The sequence below is a fragment of the Paenibacillus sp. V4I5 genome (assembly GCF_030817255.1).
Classification (GTDB): Bacteria; Bacillota; Bacilli; order Paenibacillales; family NBRC-103111; genus Paenibacillus_E.
Genome location: NZ_JAUSZB010000002.1, coordinates 6863527 through 6878569, shown reverse-complemented (window position 1 = coordinate 6878569; position 15043 = coordinate 6863527). Strand labels below are relative to the sequence as shown.

14 protein-coding genes and 1 pseudogene are annotated in these 15043 nt (G+C 41.0%); 4 read left to right on the top strand and 11 right to left on the bottom strand.

Annotated elements, in window-relative coordinates; translation table 11 throughout:
• The first annotated feature begins 80 nt into the window (after positions 1–80).
• A pseudogene (locus QFZ78_RS33300) lies at positions 81–1157 on the top strand (IS110 family transposase).
• Positions 1158–2134: 977 nt separating this feature from the next.
• Here QFZ78_RS33300 and mraY read toward each other — a convergent pair.
• The 5 genes from mraY to QFZ78_RS33275 all read right to left on the bottom strand — a co-directional run bounded on the left by mraY (position 2135) and on the right by QFZ78_RS33275 (position 5685).
• Complete coding sequence (gene mraY, locus QFZ78_RS33295; RefSeq protein ID WP_307442823.1) at positions 2135–3094, bottom strand: phospho-N-acetylmuramoyl-pentapeptide-transferase; 960 nt, start codon at positions 3092–3094, stop codon at positions 2135–2137.
• A 370-nt stretch (positions 3095–3464) separates the two neighbouring features.
• Positions 3465–3701 carry a hypothetical protein gene (locus QFZ78_RS33290; RefSeq protein WP_307553651.1) on the bottom strand — a complete coding sequence of 79 codons (237 nt, stop codon included), beginning with the start codon at positions 3699–3701 and terminating at the stop codon, positions 3465–3467.
• 183 nt (positions 3702–3884) lie between these two features.
• Positions 3885–4253: a DUF4180 domain-containing protein gene (locus tag QFZ78_RS33285; RefSeq protein WP_307553649.1), complete on the bottom strand. Its 369-nt coding sequence runs from the start codon at positions 4251–4253 to the stop codon at positions 3885–3887.
• Positions 4254–4772: 519 nt separating this feature from the next.
• The gene (locus QFZ78_RS33280; RefSeq protein WP_307553648.1) at positions 4773–5009 is read right to left on the bottom strand and encodes a hypothetical protein; all 237 of its coding nucleotides are present in this window, start codon (positions 5007–5009) and stop codon (positions 4773–4775) included.
• Positions 5010–5109: 100 nt separating this feature from the next.
• Positions 5110–5685: a cysteine hydrolase family protein gene (locus tag QFZ78_RS33275; RefSeq protein ID WP_307553646.1), complete on the bottom strand. Its 576-nt coding sequence runs from the start codon at positions 5683–5685 to the stop codon at positions 5110–5112.
• A 199-nt stretch (positions 5686–5884) separates the two neighbouring features.
• On the opposite strand from QFZ78_RS33275, the gene QFZ78_RS33270 reads away from it, so the two are divergent.
• Positions 5885–6493: a TetR/AcrR family transcriptional regulator gene (locus QFZ78_RS33270; protein ID WP_307553644.1), complete on the top strand. Its 609-nt coding sequence runs from the start codon at positions 5885–5887 to the stop codon at positions 6491–6493.
• Between the two features lie 253 nt (positions 6494–6746).
• On the opposite strand, the gene QFZ78_RS33265 is transcribed toward QFZ78_RS33270, so the two are convergent.
• Positions 6747–7376: a class I SAM-dependent methyltransferase gene (locus tag QFZ78_RS33265; protein WP_307553642.1), complete on the bottom strand. Its 630-nt coding sequence runs from the start codon at positions 7374–7376 to the stop codon at positions 6747–6749.
• Between the two features lie 495 nt (positions 7377–7871).
• Between QFZ78_RS33265 and QFZ78_RS33260 the strand changes: the two genes are divergently transcribed.
• The gene (locus QFZ78_RS33260; RefSeq protein ID WP_307553640.1) at positions 7872–8015 is read left to right on the top strand and encodes a hypothetical protein; all 144 of its coding nucleotides are present in this window, start codon (positions 7872–7874) and stop codon (positions 8013–8015) included.
• Between the two features lie 126 nt (positions 8016–8141).
• Positions 8142–8576 carry an Hsp20/alpha crystallin family protein gene (locus tag QFZ78_RS33255; RefSeq protein ID WP_307553638.1) on the top strand — a complete coding sequence of 145 codons (435 nt, stop codon included), beginning with the start codon at positions 8142–8144 and terminating at the stop codon, positions 8574–8576.
• A gap of 271 nt (positions 8577–8847) precedes the next feature.
• Here the strand turns inward: QFZ78_RS33255 and QFZ78_RS33250 are convergent, their stop codons facing one another.
• The 5 genes from QFZ78_RS33250 to QFZ78_RS33230 all read right to left on the bottom strand — a co-directional run bounded on the left by QFZ78_RS33250 (position 8848) and on the right by QFZ78_RS33230 (position 14842).
• Positions 8848–9072 carry a hypothetical protein gene (locus QFZ78_RS33250; protein WP_307553636.1) on the bottom strand — a complete coding sequence of 75 codons (225 nt, stop codon included), beginning with the start codon at positions 9070–9072 and terminating at the stop codon, positions 8848–8850.
• A 784-nt stretch (positions 9073–9856) separates the two neighbouring features.
• Positions 9857–12046 (bottom strand): sensor histidine kinase, encoded by a 2190-nt coding sequence (locus QFZ78_RS33245; RefSeq protein ID WP_307553633.1) that lies wholly within the window; start codon positions 12044–12046, stop codon positions 9857–9859.
• Positions 12024–12725: a response regulator transcription factor gene (locus tag QFZ78_RS33240; RefSeq protein ID WP_307553632.1), complete on the bottom strand. Its 702-nt coding sequence runs from the start codon at positions 12723–12725 to the stop codon at positions 12024–12026. Before QFZ78_RS33240 ends, QFZ78_RS33245 begins: the two co-directional genes overlap by 23 nt.
• A gap of 364 nt (positions 12726–13089) precedes the next feature.
• The gene (locus QFZ78_RS33235) at positions 13090–13302 is read right to left on the bottom strand and encodes a cell wall hydrolase (RefSeq protein ID WP_307556004.1); all 213 of its coding nucleotides are present in this window, start codon (positions 13300–13302) and stop codon (positions 13090–13092) included.
• 202 nt (positions 13303–13504) lie between these two features.
• Positions 13505–14842 (bottom strand): ABC transporter substrate-binding protein, encoded by a 1338-nt coding sequence (locus QFZ78_RS33230; protein ID WP_307553630.1) that lies wholly within the window; start codon positions 14840–14842, stop codon positions 13505–13507.
• Between the last annotated feature and the right edge of the window lie 201 nt (positions 14843–15043).

Genomic DNA, 15043 nt, shown 5'->3' with positions numbered 1-15043 from the left:
AAAAAAGAGCGCTCCTGTACGATGGGAGTAAGTAACGGGTCTACAGCCCTTAAAATCCCACATCAGGAGGTCGCTCTACTATGAAGTTTAAGTCACAATACAAACAAAATCAACTCATTGAAAACATTACCGTTAATCACCTTGTTGTCGGTGTAGATATCGCTCAGGAGACCCACGTTGCTAGAGCCGTTAACTTCGTACTTGTTAACCCTCACCTGGTCAAGAAGAACAAAGAAAACCGCGGCAATACTCGATCTAGAAGTGATAAAAAGGATGCCCTTGTAATTGCAGACATGGTCAAAAACGGCTATTATTCACCTGTCCGTTTCCATTCCGCAGAATATGAAGAGCTTCGCTCCTGATTGCAAATCGAGAAACGGTTGTTAAACGACTTGTAAGTGCAGTGAATCAGATCCACGCTGGGTAGACATTGTGTTCCCTGAACTTAGACAAGTTTTTAAAATCTTAACTTGCAAGGGTGCATTGGTAACCCTTCGCCTGTTTCCTCTCCCCACCGATTTATGTAAATTAGAGTCTACTGATGTTATTGCGGGTTGGAAGAAGTCCATGAAACGGCATTCAGGTGTGCGTAGGGCTAATTACTCATCGAACTGGCCAAGCGGACTGTTGGTTCCAAGCAGGCAACACACGCTTACAAGCTCCATCTTAACCATCTTCTTGAGGAATATGACTTAGCCAACACGCAGCTTCATAGAATTGATAACGAGGTCAAGGACGTGCTTGATCGTATCCCCTATGCGGGCAAGATCCTTGTGATTACAGGTGTGAGTGCTATTTCTTTAGCTGGCGTTTTAGGGGAGTCAGGTGATCTAAGCGGTTTTGCCCACGGTAACACACTACTGCGTCATGCAGGTCTTAATCTGACCGAAGCAAGCTCGGGGAAATGTAAAGGTCAGATGACATTGAATAAACGAGGGCGTCCACGCCTTCGACATTTTCTCTATTTAATTACGATGTGCATGGTCATGAGCAACCAAGAATTTAAGGCTTTGCATCACCATAACGTCCAAGTTAAAAAGCTTAAAAAAATGAAGTCTATCATGAAGTTATGCGGTAAATTAGCTCGACTTTTAGTTGGGATGGCACGCAGTCAGGAAGCATACAACCCAAATAAAATCCTTGTAATAGCAGCTTAAAACTAGACCATATCTCACTTAAGTTGGCGTATTCGCAGGAGGACAAAGAAAGCACAGAGTATCGGGATATGTTACGCAAAAGGGCACCGACCCGTTCCGTTAGAAAGACCGACCTCCACCCCTTAGATAGATGTGACGAAGGAATGAGAGGGCTTAGACCCGCCCCGACATGGGAGTGAAAATCGCTAAGGGCATCGTGGAGAATACGTGCAGCATATGGAATTAATTGGGTGAGGCCACCTCCACCTCTGTTCCCGCACACCTTCTAACGAATAAACTTACCAAATGAACTCTCTTTCTTTGCGAATACGCGAGCTTGAGTGAGAAAATCAAATCATACCGAGGGAGCGGAATAGGCCGCCGAGCAATCCTCGGTAGCCATTTTTTTTCTTATTGTTAACTATCGTTTTTGTTGAAATATTACCTATAATTTGACTCCTAAGCGTTCAAGAGCTTTATGCAGTACTTCAATATTGTTGTCATAACCATTCTGACATTGTTGCATCTAGGCATCAGCAGTATTGAACCGATCTACGCTGTTTATCTCCTCGTTTTGTGCTTTGAGAGCCCTCTGAGAAGCCTCGACCAAAAAATAATGGATTTCTTTATTTACTAATCCATGCTCTGGATGCTCATAGTTATAAAAGATAATTGAAAGTGGCTCAATTATCTTCCCAATGATATTGGTCTCTTCTGCAACCCACCAGCTGAAACTTCCCTCCTAGGCATTTAAAACTCCCTCTCAATCCTGACATCCATCAAAATCCAGTATTTTTCAGATGTACAAATTCAGCAAATTGGAATCTGTTTAAACACTAACCTCCAAAACAAAATTAAACATACGTTCTGCGTTAGTGCAATAACAATTGAGTTTAATCTATTGACTCATCGACTGGCTTATCCGTGGATTACTTGATATCATCCGCAGCAGTAAGGGATTTGCCCAATCCGAACGGGACTTAGATGCTTTACATCTATTATTCTAAAAACATAAATTTCCATAACAACAAACATATCAAAGTAGATACCCATGAAATGAAGCCAAATATCATAACAATTTTGTTTTCACTCCAACCATATTTCAGGCTAAAATGATAGTGGATAGGTGCCATACGAAAAATACGAAGTTTGGTTTTTTTATAGTACCAAACCTGTAAAATAACTGATAGTTGTTCAGATAAATATATAAAAAATAAGATGGGAATTAATATCTCAACTTTTTCAATTATAGCCATAAAAGCTAAAGAACCACCAATAGCCAAAGAACCAGTATCACCCATAAAGGCTCTAGCAGGATATATATTATAGAAAAACAATCCTAATAAACAACCAATCATTACCAATGAGAATGTTTGAACGCCTATTTTGTCAGAAATTATAAAGAAGAAAAAATATGTTGGAATAGCTACAGAAATAAGTAAACCATCTAATCCATCGGTAAAATTAATCGCATTTGCTGAACCGACAATAAAGAGCACCATTATTATTAAGTAAAATAGAAAGGGAAGTTTTAATGAATAATCACCAAATATTGTTATGTTCGGACTAAGGGAATATGTACTAATCAGATACCAAAGGAGTACACCAGTAAAAGTAAACTGAAGGACTAGCTTTGTTTTTCCTGAAACACCAGAAGGGTCTTGAAAATAAGCCTTTTTAAAATCATCAATAAACCCTATTATGCTGAATAAGATGAAGGTGGTATTAAGGAATAATGTTAATGGGTCTGGTCTGGTCAGAGTGGTTACTAATATGCCTGTTAAAAGTACAAGACCCGCCATTAACGGAGTTCCACGTTTGGCTTGATGGTCAGGAGGTAATTCCGCTCTAATTGGTTGGGTAAGTTTTAACGTCCGTAGCCCCCAAATAAGAATGGGACATAAAAGTGCGACCATAAAAAAGGAAAGTGTGGAAATACCTAAGGTTGATTGTAGCATGATTATCCCCTATCGTTTTTTGTACAGGCATAGGATATTATACATTAATTTATTGGACAAATATTCCTGTAGAGGAAATTTAATTTTTTCAGTCCTCCTTTTAATATTCGTTTTAAAACTCTTACAACTTTCTCGCAATAACTTAATGTTACATGAAAAAAATGAATAAAAAAAAGAGAAACTTCAAAGGAATATCTTTCCTATTTTATTGACGACTTTCTCTCAATCCCGAAACTATGCCATGATTCCTACACGTTCTCAGAGCATAAGAAAAGCATCATCGTTTGATGATGCTTAATTATGGGGATTGGGTTCTGTGTGATACGAGTATTATACGGATTTAAGCTGCTGCCTTGAAGATGAGAAAATATTACAAAAACATCTCATAATAACTGGAGATTAACTTTCCATCAACTGACCATTCCGGGCCCATCGTCTTTCCCGATTTCGACACCTGAATCTCCGTACCATTCACAAATACCCACACGTTGCCATCCCTCATAAATGAAACTTTCGCCGGCACCTGCTTTGAACCAAAAACTGGATCAGCCAGTTGAAATACCGAAATTAAGAATACAATCGTTACTACGAATTTCCGGAAAAACATAAGCATTCACCTTCTGGAAATCATTTTCCATTAGCACTGCCTATTATTTCGGGAATTTACTCAGTCTAAGTATGTTCAATCAAATAAATAGTGAGTTACGATGCTGTCCGTTTAGCTGAGAAGGCTGCCGTTCCATTGCTGTCGGCAGCCTTCTCCCTTATGTTTATTGAACTAACGTTTCCGTTAGCGTAATGCGTGTAGAACTTGAATAGCTGACTGTTCATCTTCAAGAAAGAAAACCTGTTCCCCTTTGTTGCACTCGTAAATAAAATCCTTAAGACTCTTACTGTTATAAACTTTGAAATTACCTACAACCGCCAACTTTATATGATAGTTCACGTACTTCTGTAGAATATCACCCGCTAATCTTGTCTTTAATTCGAAAAAATCCTCCGTTATGTTGGCTTGGCGAACAACGATCTTATAGCTATCATGATTAAATTTAATGGACGCCATTAAGTCCAAAGCATCCTGGACATTTCGTATTATTATATCGGAACTTTCTACAATGGCTACCTTAGAATCATTTTGCTGATCAACCCTTATATTCATTATGCGTCTCCCCTATACTATCGTAGATTTCTGTCCCACTATTTAACACATATTGAAAGCATCCTGCCCTTTAGCTTACTAAAAACAAGGAGAATCTTTCGAGGCAGAACTGCTCCTTGTTTTGTTCAACTATTGTTTCCCGTTAGCCATCCATGCATCTCTTGCACTGCACCACAGAGCATGAAAGTTAATCAGTTCTTTCATGGTAGTTGAATACACTTTTTACTTGTTTTACGACTCACCGCAATGAATCATGGAATCATAAGGATTTACATATCTATCATATAAAAAGCCACTCTTAACGTAAAAAGAATGGACTCAATTGGAATAATTAAATGTTTTAGATTTTACTCTCAAATTCCTTACAACAAACTATACAGTAATTGGGTTTATTTAATTAGTACTATCTTCTTCTAGTACCTGCTAAAATGAACTGCCCGTTTACTTGAATGAACAATAAAGGAGCTGCCGCAATGCAAGCTCCTTCACTATCGTTCTCCGTGATCTCTTTTACATTTTTCATTGATATTTTGGAATTTTATTTTCATCCAATCTATCCGAGACCAAAGTGTGAATGGATATGAACTTTGAAGACATCATATATCCCTTCACTTTTGTTACTGATAGTAATACTGTTCCTGCCCCTAACGCCTCGACACACTCGTCAAATAATGCTCCATATTCTACAACCTGTTTCATCTTTTGCTTGTAAAGCAATTGCTCAAGTCTCCAATTTCTCGTCTTGTCTTCTGTCATTCTCACCTCTGGATACTGGTCCCAAATTTCAGTTCATGGGTAAATTCGCCCTCCAGATGCTGGGAGACGAAGGTGAGTTGGAGGGCACAACGATCGTGAGTTAGTTGGATAAAGAAGCAACCCACGCGTCGACAGACACCACCTCAGCCTGATGGGTGAACACCTTCTCGGTTAGAACGCGATGAACATCGGGGTCGGCATCGATACAGGCGTCCGAAAGGACCGTAAGTGCAAAGTCTTTATCTGCTGCTTCCCGTAAAGTCGATAGAACTACCCCGCTTGTGGCGATACCGCTGAGAATGAGCGTGTCGATCTGGCGGGACCTAAGAATTACCTCAAGGTCACTTCCGGCGAACGCGCTCACTCGAAGTTTGGTCACAATCGGCTCGTCCGGCCGAGGCTGCACGGATTCATGAATTTGCATCGCCGCTTCCGGAGCCGCCGCTTTTCCGGCCCGACTGGCAATACTTGCGAACATTTTGTTTCTAGAACTAATCTCGGGATAACCAGCGCGAAATGCGACTCGTACGTAAATAACGGGAATAGCGTGACTGCGTGCGGCTTCAATAGCCTTTTGGAACGGAAGCAGTGCCTTCTCGCTGTCTACGAACCGCGATACAACGCTGTTTTGCATATCCATGACCAACAGCGCGCTTTTGCTCGGTGAATTTTGCATGTATTTTTATTCTCCTTTTCATTAAATTGCAATTACGACCTTCGGGTTTGAACATTTCGGGGGTCACACTGAATCGATCGCGAATTACCTCCCCGTCATAAACGGAGAACTCATTCCGTTTATGATTATACGGAGAACACTCTCCGTTTGTCAATAAATCTTCAGTGATGTAATATTTATAAAGAGGTGTTATCCCAAGATGTCTAAAAAGAATATTTCAGCTGATGACGGTATCACCACAGATTCCGTCATCGCCACGCCTCCCGAGAAAGCATTGCGTACAGATGCCAAAAGAAATCGGGATAAGCTGCTCAATGTCGCCCATAGGGTTTTTACGACCGAAGGCATCTCCGTCTCGATGGATGAAATCGCCCGACGTGCTGGTGTGGGCGTGGGCACTGTCTATCGGCATTTCCCGACCAAGGAAGATTTGTTTGGGGCCGTCATTGTCAGCCACAAAACGCGTCTTATCGAAGAAGCAAATCAATTGCTTTACCACGACGATCCGGGCGAAGCGTTCTTTTATTATTTTGCAAGAATCATACGCGAGGGGATTTCAAACAAGGCGATCACCGATGCCCTTGTTAGCAGTCTGAATATAGACGCTGGACATTCGGAGGTTGCGAAGGATTTTTGGCGAGGGATTGACAATCTTCTCGCTCGCGCCCAACAAAGCGGCTCCGTTCGGGCTGATGCTCGCTTTGAGGATATCAAAATCCTGCTTATCGGCATCTTGCAGGCTACCGGGGACGGCGAGACTTTCCCGGACCGCGTCGTGTCGATCCTATGCGACGGTCTTCGCGGGTAATTAATAATAACCGCTTGCGACTCCCGAGACCTCAAGCGGTTAAGGCCTAAATTTCGCTCTACTTGTGATACGGTTCCCCGCAATTGATTTTGAACTATCCTGCCCGTCACTTGAATGAACAAAAAAAAGGAGCTGCCGCGAGGCAAGTTCCTTCACTATCGTTCTCCGTAATGACTATTTTTTTTCGTACTCAGTGGGATTCTTTTTTCTATAAGGCTGTGTTTAGAAAAGTGTTGAAAATATATGATTATCTTTATAGTTTTTTCTTACATTTTACAATTATAAATTTTACTGGAGGTTTATTATTCATGTTCTTACTTGGCTCGTCAATTTCTGAAAACTCTACCAGTCCATATTTTTCAAATTCTTGTTTTATGGAGTCAGAATCATAAAAAAACATTTTTACGCCTTCCATTATCTCGAAATAATCTTTATCCAATTGTTTACCCATTCCAAACATTGGGGCTTTTTTTGAAACAGTTGTAAAAATCATATATCCATTTGGCTTTAACTGATTATAGCAATCTTTAACAAACTTATCTCTCTCACGATTATTCAATAAGTGAATAAGTGCATAGCAAAATATACCGTCATAGAGTTTGTTATCAAAAGGCATGTCAGTTACTGAACCATGAAAAATACTAATATCAAGCCCGTTTTGCCTCGCCAAATCAATCGCTGTTTTTGAAATCTCAATACCTGTTACATTTATTCCATTCTCAATAAAAACCTTTGCATTTCTGCCATATCCAATACCTGGTACTAGTATGTCCTTAACATTCCTTTCAAGGAAAAAGTCCTTTGTCACGATTGCGGAGTCTGTAGGTTCAAATCCCCACATCGTTTGTTTTTCTATAAAACTTGATTCCCAGAATTCCGTCATATCTCTATCTCCTTTATGTCTTTTTTTAATTGGGATGCTATCTTGCTTGACGCTAAAGTAATGTTTATAAGCCTAAACTCCAATAAATTAGGATTCCCCATTAATTTGTCTAAGGTTTATCAATCTTTCTTCAAAGCAATAGTACCATATGTTGGAAAAAATAACCGTGTTGTATCGATTATACGGGCCGAGTTCATTCGCGATTATGCGCACATGTTTGTGTCGCCGGACATTTGCTACGACAAGAACTTTATCTCATTCCCGCTCGACCCCCTTTTTAATGTAAAAAACCACCGCCTTTTTTGGCGATGTTATATAGTCAACCTGTTTTCATATTGATCTACGTAAATACGAATTGCTTTATTTTTATCGGTTGGATTATCAAAAATTCTCATTGCTACACATTCATGCCGTAGCCACCTTTGGATAAACCGTTTGGATAAAATTCCTAATTCTGTGTAAACTATCTTCGATAAATTATGGAGGTGTTCAAGCTTGGCTAATAAAGGGAAAAATGACGATGAAAACGATTTTTATGAAGGTATGGCGGAAACAGCCGACTTTATTCATGATCGACTAGGTGTTGAAGGACCTATCGGGCCAATATGTAATCATCATCACATCCTGATACGCAGTTAATTTAGTTTTCATTTTCTTCTGTTTTTCTTAATTGCCTCCACATGAATATTTCTTTTAATGACTGCATAAAACCCATTTATTTGGTAAAACATATCTACAGTAAAAAAATTACAAGGAGGACTATTCATGAATTTATCTCCCTTTGACCCTTTTCGCCAATTAGATAGTTGGAAAACTGGTTTAGACAAAATTTTTAATGATGCTAAAACTGGTTTTGGATTCCTTTCTGAATATAACAGCCGCGTTGATGTCTTCGAAAATGAAAAGGAAGTTGTGGTACATTACGATATCCCTGGTCTTGAAAGTAAAGAAGATGTTCATATCCATATTGATGATAACCTTCTCACTATCCATGGTATTATTAAAAATATTACTGACTTAAGAGAAGATCAAATGCACAGAAAAGAACGTTTTTCAGGTAAATTTCAGCGCTCAATAACGTTACCTTCATTGGTAAATGCTGAAGGAACAGCTGCAACCTATAAAAATGGTGTACTTGAAGTCAGAATGCCAAAAGTAATAAAAGATACGCATAAACCAATTGATATTCAATTTCAATAATAAATTTTGATGCAGCCTGTAACGATTTTTTACAGGCTTTTTTGTGCTTTTATTTCATATGCCGATCAATGAATCCTTTTATCTGGATAGAATATCTAATTTCTTATCAATATGCTTGTCACCCGACAGCAATATTAAATAAACATATACACATCGCCTAACCTGGAGATGTTTTATGTTTAACGAAATTATTCATTTTAGAATTCTAAGCAGCCGGCTGCCGCCTCAAGTTACCCCGGTTTGTAGGCACCGCATTGTTAATATTAGTTCGTTAAGGACTTTCTTTAGAATGTGATTTTTTCCCTTCATGATAGTCTTCCCATAATGGGCCGATGTATTTTTCTAATGTTTTAACAATAACATCTCTTTGGCTCTCTTTGACATTTCCAATGTCATTTGCAATATCATTTCTGACTCGTATGAGCACAAATAAAGGTGGTAAGTCAGTCTCACGGAAAGCCTTAATCATGGATTCTTCTTGTGGTGTAATATCCATAAAGCATTCTCTTCCTTTCCAGTTAGATTATACACATTAATTTTCACACTCTTAGGCCATTAGAAACCGGATGCGGCATTTATCGATCGATGCGTCTCCAAATACTTTAGCGGCTACATGACGTTCCTTCCTTTCTACCGGTTGTCACATCCACGAATGGAATTCCTGTAATCCCAACATTCGCATACTCGGAGTAAAGTTATCTCGTACACTGGGCTGCTGCTTCCGTTCCGTTCCGCTCCACTAAATCCCTAAATCTTCAGTTGTATCCCCTTCTTCTACTCGAGATAATCTCATTCTAAACCCTGACGTCAGTGATAAGGTCAAGCGAAAATAAGTGATGATCAATGCACTGGATTTCCAAAAAGTAAATAATTACCATATCAGAATAAGCCACCACGCTAAACTGCCAGTCACTTCAATAAGAAAAGATGTAGATAGAAAATATAGCTTTAGTCTGGAAATAAACTTGTAGACTTGAAAAATAAAGTATTAGACTCATAAGCGCCAATAAACGGGCAGTAGAGTAGAGCTCACGCTCTCTATAATCATCATAGGCAAATTGCATTAGGCCTATAAAAAAGCTAAATCAATTCGCGAATGGCGATTTGATTTAGCTTTTTTTGAATATATACCATTAAACATCGCATCCAGCACAGGGAACAGCATAACGCTTGTTCATTCGGATCGGTTCGGGAAAAGCCGCTTTCTGCTGATATGCTCATTATCTCTTGATTATGAAAGGAAATCTGGAAATGAACTGCGGATCAAGCGTGTGGCTTGGTTATTCCTGTCTTTCATCGAGTCTTTTTTCAAATACAGTTATGACCTTGAACTGATCGCCGTCAATTTCAATGTTCAGTTGTCCGCCTTGCAGCTCAACGATGCTTTTGGCAATGGCTAGGCCGAGTCCGGAGCCTTCCGTGTGTCTGGACTGATCGCCGCGTTTGAACCGTTCGAACAGCTCTCGGGCGTCGAAGTTAAACTCGTAGACGGAAATATTTTGAATGATCAAGACGACTTTGCTCTCGGATTCTGTCAAGTTGACATAGACCCGGGTTCCCGGCATGGCGTATTTCAATGCGTTGGAGATTAGGTTCTCGAAGACGCGCCATGTTTTTTTACCGTCTAACAGCGCATAGATGTGCGGCTTTTCCAGATTCACCCTAAAGTTGAGTGGGGATGCATCAATTTTGTCGCTGAACTCGGCTAAAGCCTGATTAAGCAGTGCCGCAACATCGACTTTCTCCAAAAATAGCTCGGTTGCTCCGCTTGCCATTTTAGACGCTTCGAACAAGTCGTCGATGAGTACTTTCAGCCGCTGCGTCTTCCGATCGAGCACCTCAATATAATGCGAGGATTGCTCGGCGGATAAGCTCTCATTTTTGAGCAAATCGACAAAATTAATGATAGATGTTAAGGGCGTTTTCAAATCGTGTGAAACGTTCGTAATCAGTTCTGTCTTCAGCCGGTCGCTCACTCGCTGCTTTTCGAGCGATAGCTGCAAGCCTTGCTTCATATTGTTAATATGAGTCGCCATTCGGGACAATTGGCCATTCCCTTTTGCAGGCAATGTCACGCCAAAATCCCCATTAGCCATTTGTTCCACACCTTTGATGATTTTGCGAAGCTGTTTCACCTTCCGCATAATATAAGGAAGTACAAAGATGATGAACATGATATACCAAGCAAAAGCAAAAACAACAACGACGTCTTCAAATTCAGATGCAGCCACACAAACCGGAAGGAAGCCCATGATCCCGATGATCGCCATGAACACTAGCAGCTTGAACCGTAAGCCTCGCTGCTCAAGAGCTTCTTTCACCGTTTGCCAGAAGGAAGCTGTTATGCTGCTGTTCCATTGCTCGGCGCGCTTTTCTGGATTTTTCATCAAGGAGATAGCGCCGCGAATGCCGTAAAACACTATGACCAGCAGTGCAGTGGATATCGCTACTACGAAGATTTGGTACAAGCTTACAAAAGTCGGAGACAGGTAGAAAATGTCATTATCCATCGAGATGCCGAACAGTGCAGCCGTTGCAATAAAGGTGCACCAGGCGCGAACGTCCAGAGGGAATCGTTTTGTTACACCTGCTTTGACATCGGTTAGTGCGATATCATTGGCACGCTGTTTTCTCAAATAGAAGCTTAAGGCAAGCGTGACGATCAAAAGTGCGATGAGCAAGTAGACGGTCTCCATGGAGTGCTGCTTCTTGGTCAGATGGGAAAGGTAGTCGGATTGAATAATGCCCGATCCTTGCGTCGGGTTTAAAATATAGAAAGTTCCCTTGATCTGGTTGTAACTCATGTCGCTAGAAACTCTGCTCATCATTTCGGTGTTTGGCAGGTTTAACGTGTATATAATATCCTGACTATCCAACGCTTTTTGCAGCGTATCTTGATCGATATTACTGTACGTTTCGCCACTGCTTAAATTTTTAAGAGCGTAATAAAGCGAGTTTTTGCGGTTATCCAGGTTCATTTTTGCTGTAACAAATTCTTTTTGTTTGGCTGCTACAGCAGTCTTTAGCTTTTGTTCAAAGACAGTGTCTTTTTCTTTATTCAATTCAGCGATCTTGGTCTCTTTTTCGGCATCAAGTCGGTCCATTTCGGCATTGTCGCTTCTATTACGAGCTGCGTTGATTCGATCGCTATATTTCCGGTTCACATTATTGAGCTTCTCATGAACGGTTCTTTCGGCTTCTTGCTTAAGATTGTTATAATCATTTCTGCCGAGTTGCTGCTCTGGCGTCTTATCTGCGAAATTGGGTGACTCCAGATGATGCTGTTGAATGAACCGATAAATGGAACTGATTTCCCTGCTGAATGCGGATCCTTTAAAATAGGAATCTTGACCAAAGTATACGCTGTTCTTATAAACATTCGCCGCAGCAAATAAGGTCAAGGTCCAAATTACAAAAGCACAGCCAAGCAGTAAGAGAGAGATGGATTTACTTCTCCATTTTGTAGCCAATACCCCACACCACCTTCAAATATTTTGGATCTTTCGGATTGATTTCGATTTTCTCGCGGATTCTCCGCACATGAACCGCCACCGTATTATCAGCGCCCCAGGCAGGGTCTTTCCACACTTTTTCGTAAATCTCATCGATGGAAAAAACGCGGCCTTTGTTCATCATCAACAGCTCAAGAATTTTGAATTCTGTTGGCGTTATCCGCACATCCTCGCCGTCGACTGTGACTTCTTTGGTCACAGTATTGAGAACAAGTCCGCGGACGCGCAGCTCCTCACTTGTTGGTTCTTCCGCTCCAAAATGACCAAGTGTCGTGTATCGTCGAAGCTGAGACTTTACTCTGGCGATCAGCTCAAGTGGATTGAAGGGCTTGGTTAAGTAATCGTCAGCGCCGACATTCAGCCCGAGGATTTTATCCGTATCCTCCGCTTTGGCGGAAAGCATCAGGATCGGGACGTTGCGACTCTCTCTAATTTTGAACGTCGCTTGAATACCGTCCATCTGAGGCATCATGATATCGAGGATGATCAGATGAATTTCTTTTTCCTCCAGCACCCGCAATGCTTCGATGCCATTTTGTGCTTTGCAGACCTCGATGCCCTCACCTTTCAAATAAATTTCGATCGCTTCCCGAATGTCGGCATCATCATCGACAACGAGCACCTGGTATTTCCTCAAGTTCATTCACCCTTTTTTCTTATCGTTCTCAGTCTTGTTACTACCAAACAAGCCTAATGATAAATGATAAAGTTTACAAAATATCGACGATAAATCTTACGAATTTATGAAGACATGGTAGATATGCTGTGATTGTCTATTTAGTGTAACACGGGACCATAAATTAGGCGCTTCGGTTTTATGATGAGTTGGCATGCCTCCCTAATTAGGCAAAACCGATCTATAGCCACTCCCCCTGAAACAAAGGTGGTTAGCGAGATCGAGCTGCTAAGCGTGTGTTCGAGTAGAAAAAAAGAACCGTCAGGATGATCTGACGGTTCTTTTTTCTACTCTACCGCTGGATGGAGCGATTCGCAACGGTAGTCTAGGGCTTTATTTTCTCGTCCAAGTATGACAAATTTGATTTAAGGTTAAACTGGCCATCATCAATGGCTGAAAATTGACCTGGCTGATGAATAACCTCAGTGATGGAATCAGGAAATTTTTCGGACTGAACTCGATTAGTCGTGGCTGAAGATAGGATGAGGATGTATGTCTTGAACCGAAAATCTGCTATTGTGATGACAAATCCGTTCATACGGTAACTGGCCGTTTCTCCAATCGGTCTAGCATAAATGAATGGACTTAGCATCGATTATTCCGTTAGTAGGAAGAACATCAGTATCATTCCCAATGGTGAAATGTCCATAGGCAGTCATATGATCCGGAAAATCGATTTCCGAATATGCTCCGTCACTGTTCTGACTCGACCTCCATTATGGATTTAGCAACATTAGGACTTACAGGTGTGGACTTGCTACACCATCCTTTTGAAGAGCCTTTGACTCTTCAATTGCTTTGTTCATGACGTCATTGATCATCCGCAGCGCCGTTTGGCTATCTTTGGATTCCTTCCAGATTAAAGGGAAAACCATCGATGTTTTAGGATCGATAAATGTCAGGTCCGGTTTGCGGGGAGCAGGCATCGCATTCTTTAAAGCAAATAGCGATTGGAGATTTTTCCCTTTCAATTGCTGTACACCTTGCCCATACGCCTGCTGGACGACTGGGCTCATCAAAGGAGAACTGATGCCTTGCTTTGCCCGTTCGATTTGAACCTCTTCCGAAAGAAGATAAGCGAGCACCTGGAACGCAAGATCCTTCTTTGTGGATTGTTTCGTGATAAATGCTCCCAATGAGTATGGTTGATATTTGTACGAGGGCGCTTCCGGAAATACGGGTACCGAAGAGACATCGAAGTTTAAGTCTTTATTTTGACTCCAATCGACGATACTTTCCTCCACATCCACTGCCATGGCTATGTGGCCTTTGGGGAAGTCCTTAACTGTAGTGAACTGGTTACCGGGAATGTCATAGAACCGCCTGAGGTTGTCTACAACCCGTACCCATTTGCTCGATACCATGCTTGACTTGTCTTCATTAGGATCGAGAGCAGGCTCCGAAAGTTGGTTATACGTCATATAATATTCAGGATGCTGCTGGTAGCCTTTATAGGTAATGTCCCCCTCTTGGCGCGTCAGCTTTTTAGACAATTCATATACCTCATCGTATGTCATGCCAGGCTTGGGGTAATCCACACCGAACTTGTCGAAAATATCCTTGTTGTAGAACAACAAGTAATCACTTCCTTCGAATGGCAGTGAGTACAGTTTACCATCAGAAGTGTTCATCGATTGCTGCATCATGGCTGGATTCAATTTGTTGGTGTCGAAATTGTATTTTTTGATTAGATCAGTCATGTCCCATTGCAAATCATATTTTCGAATCGATCTGTACGTGTTGCGGCGGGCATCCTCGAAGATAATATCGGGAATCGTTCCTGCAGCGACTAAGTCCTGATACTGTCTGCCGGGATTATCCCATTGAACGTGTTTGATTTTAATATTCGGAAATTTTTTCTTGATAAACTGGCCGATGAGCAGGTCGAAATTTTCTTCCTTTAAATAACGTTTGTTAAAAAGCTGATCCCCTGTAAAGATGAATAATTCGTTGTCTGGCGATTCAGGTGTTTGGTTAACTACCGGGTTTTGGCCAGAAATTGTAGATTCAGATTCGCAGCCCGTCACGGTTAAGAATGCCAAAGCAATCAATATAGATACTTTAGGAAACTTTCTCATACCTCTCCAAACCTCCCTTATAAATTTAGCAAGTTGCTGTTACTTGTAAAATTATAGGTACCGCCCTCCTTTTGCCATCGCCTTTGGCCATTGTGATAATTGCTTCACCTCCATCCATGTAAGCGCTTCAATTTGCAATTAAAAAGAAACGACTGTGGCCACCTTTCGTTTGGCGATCTTATATGATTTACTCTATTATGT